Source organism: Sporosarcina sp. NPDC096371, from assembly GCF_044762865.1.
GTDB lineage: Bacteria > Bacillota > Bacilli > Bacillales_A > Planococcaceae > Sporosarcina.
In genome coordinates this window covers 29,443-45,052 of record NZ_JBIWFE010000007.1, presented here as the reverse complement: position 1 = coordinate 45,052, position 15,610 = coordinate 29,443, and the positions used below count along the sequence as shown (strand labels likewise).

The window sequence follows — 15,610 nt, the reverse complement described above, 5'->3', positions numbered from 1 at the left end:
TTTTCATAGATTCGACTTGCACGATAAGGGGAATGCCTTGTTTACATGGTATGCAAAAGTCCCGGATTAGGCCCAGTTGATGCCGAAAAATAGGGATTAACTGATGGACGATTCGTTCTGTTAAATCAACATAATAAAAAAATCAGTCACTTGCATACACGACTGATTTCATAGTCCCTCTATACAATTATTGTGCATTTACAAAGATATCTAAATTAACGCTGTTACTTTGAACAAATACAATTGATTTAAATTTCGCGTTTAACAAATTGCCTTTCATCGTATTCCGAGTCTTTAACCCTCATAGACCAGACAACCATTACACACTTAGATTCGCTATTCCAATTTATGCATTGACGCTCCTTACATCCGGGATGAAAACGATTGTTGAAATGAAAAATATTTGTAAAAACGATTATTTTGGGGATACTATGTGCACTTTGTTTTGAACTAGAAAGGAGATCATATAGTCAATGATGAAAATGATTCTGATGTGTTTTACTATTGTTATTATCAGCATACAATATTCCCCACTTATTTCAGCAGAATCAAACGAGGTATTAAAAGCAGCATTTGTAAAAAATGATGACTTATGGATTCAAATTGGGGAAAAAGAAACGAGAATTACCAATGGTGAATATATAAGATATCCGCAATGGTCTTTTGATGGTAACTGGATTGCATATATTAGAGGGGCCAAAAAAACTGAACTCCAGCTATATGTACCGTTATATGAAGGAGATCTTTGGCTTTATAACGTTAAGAAAAATCGTCATTTTAAGGTTTCACCGCATGTTAACAAGAATTTTCAATGGGCACCAAATAACAATGTCATTGCTTTGCAATCGGATGCCGATTTAAAAACAATTAATGTCCAATCGTTAAATTTGCTTCAAAATATAACATCTGGTATTGAAAATTTTTCATGGTTACCGGATGGGAGTGGCTTCTTAACGTCTTCTAAAGCAGGTAAAAGTGTTTTTTCAGATATTTTGTTATCCAAAGTTTTACTTAACCAGGAAAAGAACCAGTATCAGCCTCATCATTTTTACACAATAACCGTTGGAAAGAATGATTACTTTTATGGAACAAGCCAATTTAAATGGTCATACGATCATAGATGGATCGCTTTTCAGTTAGTTCCAACAGCATCTTTGTCTGCCGATAGTAATACTATAAGTATTCTTTCTAATGACGGGATATTTTTCGATAAAATTGATGAGATGTTAAATTATGATGAATGGTTTCAGTGGGCACCAACTACTAATTCTTTAGGATATATAGAAGGATCCAATCGTTTTTCGATACAAAATAAGAAATTAAAGGTCAAGAACATCTTTAATAATTCTAATTTTCTATACACACCGAATGGATATGTTGATCGTGATTTGGTATGGAAAACTGATAATCAAATTTTCGTATCACGCTCCTTGGAAAGCGATTGGGTAGATGTTGAACTCAGACCGATGCCCAGCATTTACCACATTAATCTACAAACTAAGAAACAAAGTAAAATAACTTCACCACCTTCAAAAGATGGCGACTTTTATCCTAAATGGATAAGAAATGGACATAAGTTATTATGGATAAGAACTGATCGTGATAAAGCAAGTGTTTTAATCGCGAATTCGAATGGCGAAAATCAGGAAAAATGGATTGAGGAAATTGATTTAGGTACCTGGTACTACGAGCACTGGGAATGGGATGAGGTTTTTAGTTTATATCAACCGTAGCTTGGTCCCTGCCCCCCGCTCCATTAATGTAGCGAGGGGCAGGCACTATTATAATTGATTAGCGACGGGCACGCGGATCTTACTTCGTATACCTAGTTCCATTTTCACGCCATTTAAACATCTTCCAAATCAGCATCAGAAAAAGGAAATACCCGATGAAAGAATAGATATGGTTCCATTGATCTCCATGCTGGAAGAATCCTAATTGCTCCGACATGATCTCAATGAACGGCACGAGTGCACTAAGGAATAACGTAAAAACGAGCCTACTCCATCTCGACATTTTATCTACCAAACAAAGGAATATCCACATGAATAAGGGAAGTGCAATGACTGTAAATGCAATATTAATGGAAAAAACGTCAGAGAAAGGACGAACGGGGAACTCATAAAGTTGTTTGCCAACAAAATATAAATCTAAATAGGTAGCCAACAGCATGGCGAGCAAAATTGCGGGCAAATACACGAAAAGTTTATGTGAAAATCGCCTTTTTCGCGATGGCAGCGAGTTCGAGGTTTTCCAGTGTTTCACAATATTCACCTACTATCTTTCCATTAATCGGACCTTCTTCTTCCACTAAATAAGTGATAATATCCCAATGTTTAAACCAATCCTGTGGTTCCGCCGCTGAGTGGGCAACATTCCCCCAAGCATACTCGAGTCTAGGGCTATACAACCTTGGTGCGCCCGTTTTTAGCCGACAAGACTTTAGCCTCCTAGTAAAAGCTAATCCCGGTATCCCTTCATGGACATCATTAAAAATAGCTGGCCAGTAATCTTTTCGTGAACCTGTATGCGGATGTCGAATTGCCCAGCGGTACACTTTCTCTAACAGGTCCGCCTCACGAAAGAGTAATCGATATAAATCCTTTCCAAGCATAATTCGCTCGTGTAACGATCCAAAGCGATGGAGCGTTAACCCCGTAAGTGACGCCTTTTTTGACCCTTCCCCATCTGCATTATACGGAAATAATATTTGATTAAACGAAAGGAGATCCTGGAGTACGAACTCAAACGTTTGAAACACTTTTTTCTTATAGAGAGGATTTTGCACGATCCTGTTTTCTAAATAACTTTGTTCATTGATAATGAGCGCTATCGCAAGCAGAGTTGAATCCCCCACCTCCCAAAAGTAACTCCAAATCACCTCCATGAATGTAGAAACATGAACGTAAGGCAATAGATAAAACAAATTTCGACCTTGAAATAGGCTTTCTTCGTAGAGTAAAAACTGCGGATAGGCATCCTGGAATATAAGCCAGTTCCCACGTTCTAAGAAAGAAAAGAAATCTTGTTGCGATTGTTCATTCATGAGTCTAGATAGGAATTCTCCTTTTAAATCTGTCATATTCCATCCGCCGTTTCTCGACACCATATGTCCAAGAAATGCCCAGTGAATTTCTGAATGGCGCCTATAAAAGTCAAGATAAGCTTTTGTTCTCGTTACGTTATTTACATTCAATTCCCTTGTTTTTAATCGAATACGTTGAAGCCGTTGCTGATCTTCAATGGATAAGTGTTCCTCCAGGGCAGTTTCGGGTACATAGTACTTCAATTCAGCTTTAATAACTAGCAAATGTTCAGGGAGTTGCTGTTTCCCTCCTATTTTCCTCAGTAAATTAAGCACGGGTCACCTCCCTACTCGAAATTCCTCTTCATATAGGAGTATGAAGAGGGATATACATATATGAGTGACCTCTACGAAGGAGATGTGATACGTTGACAAATCGTGTAGAACAGTTGATCGGCCAAATAGTTCAACAGCTAAAAAATGATCAGAACCCCAATGGTACATGGACATATCCCTTTGACACTGGTATTTCAACTGATGCCTATATGATTATTTTAGTCAGGTCATTGGAAATGAATGATGAGCAATTAGTTCATGATTTAACGGAACGAATATTGAGCAAGCAGCAAGCAAATGGCGCGTGGAAACTTTTTCATGATGAAGACGATGGGAATCTATCAGCTACGGTGGAGGCCTATTACTCCCTTCTCTACTCTGGCTATGTGAGCAAGGAAGACAGTAGATTACTGGCAGCAAAACAATTTATTTTGGCAAATGGCGGTCTTGAGAAAACGCATATGTTAACAAAAATCATGCTAGCTTTAACGGGTCAATATCCATGGCCGGCTCATTTTCCAATCCCCGTTGAAATGATCCTTTTGCCACTCCATTTCCCTATCAATTTCTATGATTTTTCCGTATATGGAAGAGCTAATCTCGCGCCGATTATGATTGTCGCCGATAAGAAATACGTAAGAACAACAAAAAGAAGCCCGAATCTATCTGCTCTTTCCCTTTCAGGAGCCGCAGATAACTTTTTCAACCTACAGGATATCCAAGAATTTCTTTCATTGATTGAACATGACCTTACAAGTTTGCTGGGCTTCCCTCAAACAATCCATTCTTTAGCCATCAATCGAACAAAACAATATATGCTTGATCACATCGAGCCCGATGGAACGTTATACAGTTATTTTAGTTCTACGTTCTTAATGATATTTTCATTTCTTTCACTTGGTCATTCTACCAACGACCCCATCATTTTAAAGGCGGTTGAAGGGCTGAAAGGGATGAAATGTACGATTAATGGCCATCCCCATATACAATATACAACTGCGACGGTTTGGAATACGTCCTTAATAAGCTACGCGCTTCAAAAAGCAGGCGTTCCTTCCACTGATTCCGTAATCGAAAAGGCAAATGGATACTTGTTTGAGCGACAACAGACGACATATGGCGATTGGGCGATTCATAGTCCCGGTGTCCTACCAGGGGCATGGGGATTTTCAGATAGTAATACGATGAACCCTGATATAGATGACTCTACAGCCTCACTTAGAGCTATTTCACAGGCCGTTCAAAAGAATAACCACTATTACGAAGCTTGGAGTAGAGGCGTTCGTTGGGTACTGTCGATGCAAAATAGCGATGGTGGATGGCCAGCCTTTGAGAAAGATGTAGATAATAAGTTATTGAATTTGCTGCCCATTGAAGGTGGACAATTTTTATTGACAGATCCAAGCAGTGCGGATTTAACCGGCAGGACGCTCGAATTTTTTGGAGGACACACCGACTTGTCTAACTATCATGATGTCATGGCACGTGGAATCGAGTGGTTAGTTCATCATCAAGAAAAAGATGGGTCATGGTACGGCCGCTGGGGAATTTGCTATATTTACGGAACATGGGCGGCTATTACCGGTCTCATGGCAGCAGGTATAAGCGCGGAAAAACCAATGATCCAAAAAGCAGTACACTGGCTACTCGCCATTCAAAATCCTGACGGTGGTTGGGGAGAGTCTTGCAAAAGTGATACCGCTTCTAAGTACGTCCCTCTTGGCTCCAGCAACTTAACACAAACTGCTTGGGCACTTGATGCGCTTATTGCGGTTTCAAATACGATAACTCCGGAAATCAATAAGGGCATTGCTTATTTGCTCGAAGCCTATGATAAAGATGATTGGACCCTTTCTTATCCAGTTGGCCAGCTAATGGGTGGTGGTTTCTACGTCCACTACCATAGCTATCAATATATCTTTCCTTTGCTTGCCCTCACTCACTATCAATTAAAATTTACTGAATCATAATGATCATGGAATTACAACGCAGGATAGAAAAACACCTTCTATTTCTAAAGTAGGACTCTACTTAACCGAAATAAAAGGTGTTTCTTATGGGGATTGCTCATTTAATCATCCAAACAAAATTTAGGTATCCAGCCAACTTCCCCGTTTGATGTTTTAATTAGCGTATATCCTTCGCATGTATGATCGACGACAAACACTGTTTCCCCTTGTTTAACAGATAAAAAGGTCGTACTCAAGTCATTTTTGCATCGTGCCTGCTTATCTTCCATAAGTAAGTATTCGTTTTTAATCCATTGTTGAATGCCGAGTTTACTATTTTCACAAAGCGTAAAATAGGCCTCTGTTTCGATAATGTTCATTTCGTAATTTGGATAGGTAACAGTTCCAATTCTTTTCATTGGATCCGTATACTCTTTTTGCACAGTCATTTCATGCGTTAACGCATCAACATATGTATAGGAATAGCTTCCATTTTCTATCACTAAGGCATTTAGCTGGCCATCTTCTTTGATTTGGTTTCCGCCATCCAATGCGATCACATTTTTATCCAAATCAATCAATGGATTATTGGAGCTGATCTGTTCTGCTCGATAATTAACGACTGGCCAATGTCCTACAATGACTGGTTTCTCAGCTTGATGTTCTTTTTCATAGAATGCTGGTGTAGATAATGCAAATTGTTCATCAGTTAGCTTCCAATCTTCAACATTTTCAATGCCTGCATGAATGATGATAAAATCATCGGTTTCAAATGCCTCCGGTAGTGATTCGAGCCATTCCAATTCATCCCCAAAATAGTGACGGTAAAATTGTGCTAGCTCTTGCATATCGGAGAAATCATCGAGCGTTTGATCGTATTTCGCTAGCATTTCATTTAAAATGGAATGCTTTTGTCTATTCATATATGACATAATTCCTTGCACTTCGTTAAAAACGGCACGAAATAGAACATCACAATTTCCTTTTGTGATAAAAACTTGATTGGGCTCCTTTGATAAATTACGTACATACTCAACTACTTCTAGGCTTGCCGGCCCTTTTTCACAAAGGTCACCATTGATAAATAAATAATCGTCATGTGTATAGGTTAGTTTGTCCAATAGGCGCTTAAAAAGCGCTAGATTTGCATGGATATCTGAAATGACAATCGAACGTTTTGTCGGATCTAACTGCAAGCGTTTAACTTCAATCACGAAATCATCTCCTAAATCCTACCTCAATTATATGTATGTCTCTTTTGTACCACATTAAAGTTTCATATTAAATAGCCGCCCTGAGATTGGATTTCCCCTCTCTCAGGGCGGATATCCGTATGGAATCAATATCCTATGCCTGATGCTTTTCCAAAAAATCCAACATCATGCTATATACTTTAATTTCATTCTCTTTTTTCGAGAATCCGTGTCCTTCATCTTCCAAAACGAGATACTCGACATCGCGACCCTTTTCTTGCAATTTGGCAACAATTTGATCGGACTCTTCTTTAACGACTCGCGGATCTTTTGCCCCTTGGATGACGAGCATTGGCTTGACCATACCGTCTAAATACGTAACAGGTGAATCGGTGATAAAACGTTTTCTATCGCGCTCAGGATCCCCAAGCCAACGTTCCATGATTGGCTTCCAATGTGGCGGCACGGAGTTGACAAATGTGAATAAATCAGATGGCCCGAACACATCAATAACCGCTTTGAAGTAGTCTGGATGACGACCATGTAAGAGGAGTGCCATATACCCGCCATAACTGCCGCCGACAAGGAATAGCTTATCTCGCTCCGTTATCCCTTTCTCGAACAACCACTCAATCCCGGCGACACAATCGAGCCGCGGTCCTTCGCCCCAATCCTGTTCCACTAGCTTGGTGAAGGCTGATCCATAACCAGTACTTCCACGGAAATTAGGAGCAAAAATCGTATAGCCTCTGTTAGTAAAGCATTGGAACATCGAACGGAACATTTTCCGCTCAGCTGATTGTGGTCCACCATGTGGCCAGAAAATCGTATAACCGTTATCGTTTTCTGGCTTTGCCTTGAACAATAATGCCTCGATTTCCATTCCATCAAATGTTGTATAAGAAACGATGTCTGGATCCACCAAATCTTCCTGACTTAGACCTAAGACACGGTTATTCGTTAATTGCTTCCACTCTAGTCCATTAGCCGATTGATAAATATTATGTGGGACGGTTGCACTTCGTCCTAACATATATAGCGTTCCGGATTTCGCCACATGAAGTTGTTCAATGATATCAACTGGCAATAAGCAATTTTCAACGCTGTCGTTGGCTATATCATATCGATACAGCACATCTGTAACCCCTTTGACAGCAGTTAAATAAAACAGTTCATTTTCTTTATCCCAGCCAATTGATTGAATACTTTCACCATCGACACCAAAGACTTTTGAAAACGTTTTGGCTGTCAAATCGAACTTCGCCAAATACATATCATCACTATCATAATCCGTCACAAAGTAAATTGTTTCATTATCCGTGAAGACTGGCTCGCCTACCACGTGGGTCTTCTGCGAATCTGGTGTAAGGTAAATTATTTCTTCTCCCACCTTAACAAAACCTACGACATACGTGTTAGCAAATGATTGTAAATAAACACATGCTTGTTCATTCTCGGAGACAGTTGCTAGTTCAGTAGTAGATTTCTCGCCTTCATTTAACAGCGTATCTTCCCCATTTTCCAAGTTACGGACACGTGTATTCAAGAAGGATGGATTATCTTCAGAAGTTACATAGTAAATCCGCTTGCCATCTGCACTCAAATGACTAAAAAAGTACTTCTCAGATGACTCCCCTGTAATAACTGGCTGCGGCAGTCCACCATCACTCGGAATCGCATAGATTTGATAATTTTCATCTCCGTCTTTATCAAATCCTGCTAGCACATAGCGGTTCTCTGGATCAAATTTAATGAAATCACATGATTCATCGCGCTGCGCAAACAAATAGGGATACGTGTCTGGCAAATCCAATGCCCATAAATTCATTTTCCCATTTAAATTGGCGTTAAATACTAAACATTTTTCATCGCTACTCACTGCAAAGTTTGTAATAGCATACGTACGAAAAAATTGCTCAACAGTCGGTTTTGGAAAATTAATCATCGTGGGCCTCCTCGTTTATACATCAATCGAAATCGCTCATCTCTATCAGTATATCATTTAACTGACTAGATAGAATATAGTGACAGCCGTCAACGATACAATTTTGATCCCTAATACCCATCATTAACGGGTGAACGAAAATCGCACGAACAATGTAGTGACACCAAGCAACAACAATCCAATGATTCCAACAGCAAATCCTGTATTTTGTATACCCAAGGTCGATGCCGGCAATCCACAAAGGGTGGGATCGAAAGCTGCAGCGCCCACCATCGTCCCCATGATTGCAGCAACTCCTCCATAAAAAAAACCAGCAACGACTGACTGCATCCCCGTCATCGAACCATATGTAACACCTATTCCAATACCTAGCCATAGGTTCACAGAACAAATAACTGTGAAGCTCATTGGTATAACCCAGTATAAAGTCATTGCAATGACGAAACTGGTCAACTGCCCTGCGGCTAAAGCTACAGTAAAGCTGACACGTTCACTAATTCTATGCCGCGAAAGATAGACTAACCTATACATATAGCCACCCATCAAACTACTAAGTACGAGCAACAACACCCCAAATATGTTCATTGCCCGCCACTCCCTACTTTTTGAGAAGACTTTGAGGCGAAGATGAGCATGGCAAATGAACATAGAACAAAAAATTCCATCATGAAGGCAAATGGAATACTGTAAGACGCGGCCGCTCCAATCATCGGCGCCATCATGCCCGTCATAAATCCGCTAATATAGCCTGTCAGCAACGTTTGGTTATCAAACATCCTGCCAAATAACCCCCCAGCTACGATCCCTGTTAACGTTGCGACTACAGTAACTTCCATATAATAGAGTCGAAACTCATAAATCAAAAGTACACCCGTTCCAAGCGCCAATGCTCCCCCCGCTACCATGGCGATGTTCATGCCAAGATGAAAATCAATCTTTTTTCTTCGCTTGTATAGGTACCTATAGGTGATAACGCCCAGTAGTGATTGAATCATTAACAATCCCCAGATCCATGCCGACAAAAGGATCCCCCCTCTCGACATTCTATGAATACGATGCGCAAAAAATCCTGATTCATCGTCATTTGGAGCGCCCATGCATGAAACACCAGTAAGAAGACATGAAAACCTCCAGCTTCACTTGACCATTTCTGGTCCACTTTCGGCGAAATATGCTCGTCAGTTTTACCGAGAGCCCAGTATGGCTAGGAATATGATGCCTTTTAGAAAGCGACATTTTATTAATAAAAAAAACCATAGAGAAAGCTTCAGCAATTCCTGTATCTGTGCATTTGCAGAGCGACGGATGAAGGACCACCATACGATTACCGAAAAAAATGTGTAAGGATGCGACTTTGTCGCATCCTTACACATCCAAACATCTCGGTAATCGTATAGAAGTCATTCAATCAAAGTGTTGCAAAAGCACTACACACGGAGCGCTCGGTGTTTGACTAAATTATCCCCTGGTTAATTTTGGTTAATCAACACATGTGAGTCTATGTTAAATTTCAATAATGATGGGAAGGATCATCGGTTTTCTTTTTGTTCGAGTAAATAGTAGTGCTTCTGTCGATTTTTTTATTTCCTGTTTTAAGATATTCTTTTTATTTCCATTAGCTGCTTGCAATTTGTTAATGGAAGCTATGACTAACTGGTTCACTTCTTTCATCAGTTCCTCTGAATTGCGACTATATACGAATCCACGGGAAATTGTATCTGGATCTGAAATGAGCTGACCATCCCTTTTACTCAAGGTCACAACAATGACCAGCATCCCCTCTTCAGAAAGTAGTTTACGGTCACGTAATACGATGTTTCCAACATCGCCAATACCCATACCATCTACGAAAATCTTTCCCGATTGAACTTTTCGTGTTTGTCGAGCAACTTGATTCGTAATATCAACGACATCTCCGTTGTTAATAATGAAAATATTATCTCGTTTCACTCCAACAGATTCAGCCAATAAGCGGTGTTGATAAAGCATTCTAAATTCACCATGAATCGGAATAAAATACTTCGGTTTCATCAAGGTTAACATTAACTTCAGTTCTTCCTGACAAGCATGTCCTGACACATGCATCCCTGTGACAGTCCCTGATCCATAGATGACATTGGCACCTAAAAGAAATAGATTATCGATGATACGTGAAACACTTTTTTCATTCCCCGGGATGGGGGTTGAAGCAAAAATAATTGTGTCTTCAGGATGGACTTCTACCTCACGAAAACTTGAAGTGGACAGACGAGACAATGCTGCCATTGGCTCTCCTTGACTTCCCGTACAAAGTACAACAACTTTCTCCGGATCCATACCCTTGATTTCATTTTTCTCAATTAACATCCCCTCAGGAATTTTCAAATAGCCGAGTTCCGATGCAACCGCTACGACATTCACCATACTTCTCCCCAACAACGCAAGCTTTCGGTTTGTTTTTTGCGCGGCATCGACCACTTGCTGGACACGGTGAACATTAGAAGCGAAAGTGGAAATAAACACTTTTCGACGAGCTTTACGAAATGCTTCTTCAATATGCCCTCCGACAAGTCGTTCAGACGGATTAAAACCCGGACGTTCCGCGTTGGTGCTTTCCGATAATAAAAGTAACACACCGTTATTACCGATTTCAGCCATTTTATGAATATCTGGATAGTCATTATTCAGCGGAGTTAAATCGAACTTAAAATCACCAGTATGTACGACCGAGCCTTCTGGTGTATGAAATACAACGCCTAGACAATCAGGAATACTGTGGTTTACTTTGAAAAATGATACGCTTACCGACCCAAACTCCAAATTTGATTCCGAGTTTACCAGAACGAGCTCGGTTTGCCTAAGAAGTCCATGTTCTTTTAACTTCAGTTCAATTAACCCCAGCGTTAATCCTGTTGAATAGACCGGTATAGTTAATTGTTTCAGAAAGTACGGGATACCCCCAATATGATCTTCGTGTCCATGCGTAACGATTAATCCCCGAATCTTATCCCTATGTTGCTTTAAATAAGAAATATCCTGGATAATCAAATCAATTCCTAACTGACTTTCATCAGGAAACTTGGAACCACAGTCGATGACAAAGATATCCTCTTCATATTGTAAAACATACATATTCTTCCCGATTTCATTAATACCACCAAGAGCGAAAACAGATAATTTATTTTCTATTTTATTCAATAATAAAATCCTCCTATTTTGAAATAATACTCAAAGTATGCCCGTAGAATTTTTATTTATGATTCAGTATTCTTGACAGATGACTGGGGAAAATGATAATAGCTTGTATAGGCTGCTCCTGATTTACCTATCCAGTCAAAAAATGTTTGATAATGAAAATAGCCCAAAGCGCTCCATAAGAGGAGTACTTTGGGCTATACAATAAATTAGTTAAAAAAACTGATGATAAATCCAATTAAAATACCTACGACGCCGAAATCAGCATCTCCAAACGTTGTCCCCTCAAATCCAAGTGAACCTAAAACTGGCATCAACATGGCTGGAAGGAAGCTGATTAATAAACCTTGGACAAAAGCACCAATTATGGCACCTCTACGTCCACCCACTGCGTTACCGAATACCCCAGAAGCAGCTCCACAGAAAAAGTGTGGTACGAGACCAGGCACGATAACCGCTAACCCTACAAGTGGAAGTAAAAACATACTCAGTAATCCTGCTGCAAAACTTGCTAAGAATCCAATGATGACTGCGTTTGGTGCAAACGGGAATACGATTGGAACGTCTAATGCAGGTTTCGCATTAGGAACCACTTTATCGGCAATTCCCTTAAATGCAGGAACGATTTCAGCAATTAACATACGTACACCTGCCAAGATAATGAATACACCCGCAGCGAACGTAATTGCCTGTAACAATGAGAACACTAAGAAGTTTGCGCCATCGCTTAAGTTTTCTTCAATGTATGTAGGACCAACAACCATAGCAACCACAAAAAACATAATCGCCATCGTTAGTGCCAATGCTACAGAAGAATCACGTAAGAATCCAAGTGATTTTGGTACTTTCACATCTTCAGTCGATTTTGATTTATCACCCGTCCATTTCGCAACTTTAGCCGCCGCGAAATAACCGAATGAACCAAAATGACCTACGGCGATATCATCCGAACCCGTAATTTCTCTTACTGTAGGTTGTAGCATTGCAGGTAGTAGAACCATTAATGTACCCAAGATCAGGGAACCTACGATGACGATTAATACACTATTCATGCCTGATGTTGAAAGGACAGCAGCAAGCAAACAAGCCATGAACATCGTATGATGCCCTGTTAAGAAAATGTATTTAAACTTCGTATATCTCGCTACAACAATGTTCACAAGCATACCGATTAACATAATCATGGCTGTCTCAGCACCGAAAGCATTTTGCGCCATCGCTACAATTGCTTCGTTGTTTGGAATAACTCCTTGAATATTGAATGCTTTTTCAAACATATTCCCGAAGATATCAAGTGAGCCTACTAATACAGTCGCTCCTGCTCCAAGAATAATGAAGCCCATTATGGTTTTTAATGTTCCAGAAACAACATCCGTAATTGCTTTCTTCTGCAACAGTAATCCACATAAAGCGAACAAACCGACCAAAATGGCAGGCGTTCCTAATATATCCTTCATGATCAAATCAAACATATTAGTTCTCCCCTAAGATATTTGCAGCTAGCGCTTTCTGGATTTCGTCCGCACTCACCATATTGACGATACCAATTGTTTTTCTGTTACCATCTTGCAATTGTTCCATAATTTCAGGCGTACCAATGTAGAAATCAGCCACTTCTGTTTTTGCACTCGCTAAGTCCATGTTTTTGCATTCAGCGTCAATATTCATTTCTTTTAGTGCTTTATTTACGTTCATTGATAAAATAAAACTCGTTCCTAAACCGTTTCCACACACTGCTAAAATTTTCATCTACTATTCCTCCTAGGTTTGTTTATATAATTGTATTTCCTAATTACTATTAAAATACGCTACAAACTTAATGAACTGAGAACTCTGAAACTAAATCAAGAATATCCTGTTTTGTTTCAGCCTCTTTTAATAGCTGTAATTTACTAGGTTCACTCAACAACGTTGTCAATTGTGCCAACGCCTTTAAATGTGTCTGATTATCAATTGCTGCTAAACAAACAAATATTTCAACTTCATTAGCTTCACTATCTAATAAATGCGTTGATTCTTTAAGTTTTAACAAGCTCATGCCCAATTTGTTAACGCCGAACTCAGGACGCGCGTGTGGGATGGCAATTTGCTCGCCAATGATAATATACGGGCCAGTTGTTACGACGTTCTCAATCATTACGTCAACATATTGATTGGTAATAGACTCGTTTAACAATAATGGCTCTGCTACTTTCTTAATAGCCTCTTTCCAATTGTCGATTTTATCGACAAATTGAATGTTTTCTTCGATTAATAATTCTTTTAACACCGGTTGTTTCCTCCTTGTATTCACGCTATCATTTTGAAATAATGCCTGTTGCAATGCGCTTTTCAACAACTCTGGCTGTTTGATATCCGCATATTGACGAACGATTTTCATTAACTCATCTGATGTTGGATAATGGTGTGACTGTTGAGATGTCATCCCTTTTACAGATTGGACGAGTTCATTTTTTTCCATTTCGTTCATAATCGGCCTAATCATATACAACGGTTTGTTTGTTTTAAGTAAAACGGTGGAAAATACTAAATCGTACTTCGCTTCATCGAGATGTTGAAAATCATAAGACGAAAGCGATGAAGTCCACTGAAAATATGGGAAAAGTGATTTTAATTGATTTTCCAGCATGATGCTTGAACTAATCCCATTTGGACATACAATTAGCGCTCTGAACACTTTGCTTTGGCTTTCATTATCTAACTTTAGTAGTCCTCCAAAATGAAGGGTCAGAAAGCCAATCTCATCTTCTGGTATTTTGATATTCAGCATTTCTTCAATCGGTTTAAGTACTTCCTTGACAACCGTAAACAAGTCTTGATGCTTTTCCTTGATATCCGCCAGCAATGCATTTGTTATGGGTATTTTAAAGAGCATTCGGTAATACGCCGGTTTAAAATGTAAGAATAACGTTTCAATGGCTTTGTTTCGATCTCCTAATTGAATACAAGCATACCGTTCAAAATTCACAACAATTTGTTCTGTAATCTCAAGTAGCGTATCAGTCCCAGCAGGACTCACTTCCCCTTGACAGATACCTAGTAGTTGAATCGTAAGAAAGGAAACTTCTTCAGTATGAGTTGTATACCCTAAACGCTTTTGAATCAATCCTGAAACAATGTAAGCTTTTTTCTTTGCTAAAAAACTAACCGTATCCGGATAGATCCGCACCCATTTTTGTTGCTGTTGGCGAATGTGGACCATTTGAAGTAAGTAAATAAATTCATCCAATCTTTCTTCAATAAATGTGAATGAATATTCCCGTTCAAAGTCCTTCAAAACTTGCTGATAAAGATCGTATTGATTATCAAACTGTTGCTGCTGAAAGATAAAAGTGAATTTCTCATGTGCATGTGGCTTACCCTTCAACATCGAAATTGCCTTCAGCATCAAATTACGCTTATCCTCTTCCGATCCTTTTAAATGATAGCCTTGCTCACGTGTATACCGCATTTCAACTCGGAAATCGATAGAAAATCGATTAACCCGTTTCACATCTGCACTAACGGTATTTTTACTTATGCCAAACGTGTTTTGAAAATGAAAATTAGAGAGAGGTTCACGTCTAATAAAGGTGTATAACAAAATAACAATTACACGTTCATCTTGGTCAAATGAAAATTGATTTGCCGCAAAACCTGTGCTATTTTCTCTCCAAAAATCAATAACCTCAGTTGGTATCAAAATTCGATCCGATGAAATTCGAATAGGGGACAACCCCTTACTGATTAAGAAGCTATTAATTTTTTCTACATCATATTGAAACTGACGCTCTGATAAGTTCAGCATGTCAATAAACCAGGATAGCTGCACGGGCTGTAGTTTCATTAATTGATCATATGTATTCAAGCTCCTGCTCTCCAACATAACAAGCTCCCCCTTATAAAAACTATAATCGAAACCACTTTTACTTCATATTACATTTGGTCACAAAAGTTGTCGAAGACTTCGTACCCCATTGGTATTCACATTTCTATCTCACAAAACCAC

General features: G+C 39.3%; 12 protein-coding genes. 2 read left to right on the top strand and 10 right to left on the bottom strand.

The annotated features are described in order from the left end of the window. The first annotated feature begins 473 nt into the window (after nt 1-473). A complete protein-coding gene (locus ACIQ0H_RS17055) occupies nt 474-1,733 on the top strand; it encodes a TolB family protein (protein WP_403417296.1) in 1,260 nt (419 codons plus the stop codon). A gap of 79 nt (nt 1,734-1,812) precedes the next feature. Here ACIQ0H_RS17055 and ACIQ0H_RS17050 read toward each other — a convergent pair whose 3' ends face one another. Then, nucleotides 1,813-2,265 (bottom strand): CBO0543 family protein, encoded by a 453-nt coding sequence (locus ACIQ0H_RS17050; protein WP_403417293.1) that lies wholly within the window; start codon nt 2,263-2,265, stop codon nt 1,813-1,815. After that, nucleotides 2,207-3,361 carry a DUF2515 domain-containing protein gene (locus ACIQ0H_RS17045; RefSeq protein WP_403417290.1) on the bottom strand — a complete coding sequence of 385 codons (1,155 nt, stop codon included), beginning with the start codon at nt 3,359-3,361 and terminating at the stop codon, nt 2,207-2,209. Before ACIQ0H_RS17045 ends, ACIQ0H_RS17050 begins: the two co-directional genes overlap by 59 nt. Before the next feature lie 92 nt (nt 3,362-3,453). Between ACIQ0H_RS17045 and shc the strand changes: the two genes are divergently transcribed. Next, nucleotides 3,454-5,331, top strand: a complete 1,878-nt coding sequence (shc, locus tag ACIQ0H_RS17040) for a squalene--hopene cyclase (protein ID WP_403417287.1) — start codon at nt 3,454-3,456, stop codon at nt 5,329-5,331. A 101-nt stretch (nt 5,332-5,432) separates the two neighbouring features. Here the strand turns inward: shc and ACIQ0H_RS17035 are convergent, their stop codons facing one another. The 8 genes from ACIQ0H_RS17035 to ACIQ0H_RS17000 form a co-directional block, all read right to left on the bottom strand. After that, on the bottom strand, nt 5,433-6,524 hold the full coding sequence (locus tag ACIQ0H_RS17035) for a metallophosphoesterase (protein WP_403417285.1): 1,092 nt from the start codon (nt 6,522-6,524) through the stop codon (nt 5,433-5,435). Nucleotides 6,525-6,657: 133 nt separating this feature from the next. Beyond that, entirely contained in the window at nt 6,658-8,448 is a 1,791-nt protein-coding gene (locus ACIQ0H_RS17030) for a S9 family peptidase (protein ID WP_403417282.1), read from the bottom strand. 123 nt (nt 8,449-8,571) lie between these two features. Beyond that, nucleotides 8,572-9,033, bottom strand: a complete 462-nt coding sequence (locus ACIQ0H_RS17025; RefSeq protein WP_403417279.1) for a hypothetical protein — start codon at nt 9,031-9,033, stop codon at nt 8,572-8,574. Beyond that, on the bottom strand, nt 9,030-9,470 hold the full coding sequence (locus tag ACIQ0H_RS17020) for a hypothetical protein (protein WP_403417277.1): 441 nt from the start codon (nt 9,468-9,470) through the stop codon (nt 9,030-9,032). Before ACIQ0H_RS17020 ends, ACIQ0H_RS17025 begins: the two co-directional genes overlap by 4 nt. Nucleotides 9,471-9,951: 481 nt before the next feature. Then, a complete protein-coding gene (locus ACIQ0H_RS17015; RefSeq protein WP_403417274.1) occupies nt 9,952-11,625 on the bottom strand; it encodes a ribonuclease J in 1,674 nt (557 codons plus the stop codon). 206 nt (nt 11,626-11,831) lie between these two features. Continuing rightward, entirely contained in the window at nt 11,832-13,094 is a 1,263-nt protein-coding gene (locus ACIQ0H_RS17010; RefSeq protein ID WP_403417272.1) for a PTS ascorbate transporter subunit IIC, read from the bottom strand. A gap of 1 nt (nt 13,095) precedes the next feature. Next, the gene (locus ACIQ0H_RS17005; protein ID WP_403417269.1) at nt 13,096-13,371 is read right to left on the bottom strand and encodes a PTS sugar transporter subunit IIB; all 276 of its coding nucleotides are present in this window, start codon (nt 13,369-13,371) and stop codon (nt 13,096-13,098) included. Nucleotides 13,372-13,438: 67 nt separating this feature from the next. Next, complete coding sequence (locus tag ACIQ0H_RS17000) at nt 13,439-15,487, bottom strand: BglG family transcription antiterminator (RefSeq protein WP_403417266.1); 2,049 nt, start codon at nt 15,485-15,487, stop codon at nt 13,439-13,441. Nucleotides 15,488-15,610 lie beyond the last annotated feature (123 nt).

Bases quoted from the DNA above. Each gene is read 5' to 3' on its own strand.
- ACIQ0H_RS17055 (WP_403417296.1), top strand. From the start codon at position 474: ATGATGAAAATGATTCTGATGTGTTTTACTATTGTTATTATCAGCATA.
- ACIQ0H_RS17030 (WP_403417282.1), bottom strand. From the start codon at position 8,448: ATGATTAATTTTCCAAAACCGACTGTTGAGCAATTTTTTCGTACGTAT.
- ACIQ0H_RS17025 (WP_403417279.1), bottom strand. From the start codon at position 9,033: ATGAACATATTTGGGGTGTTGTTGCTCGTACTTAGTAGTTTGATGGGT.
- ACIQ0H_RS17010 (WP_403417272.1), bottom strand. From the start codon at position 13,094: ATGTTTGATTTGATCATGAAGGATATATTAGGAACGCCTGCCATTTTG.
- ACIQ0H_RS17005 (WP_403417269.1), bottom strand. From the start codon at position 13,371: ATGAAAATTTTAGCAGTGTGTGGAAACGGTTTAGGAACGAGTTTTATT.
- ACIQ0H_RS17000 (WP_403417266.1), bottom strand. From the start codon at position 15,487: ATGTTGGAGAGCAGGAGCTTGAATACATATGATCAATTAATGAAACTA.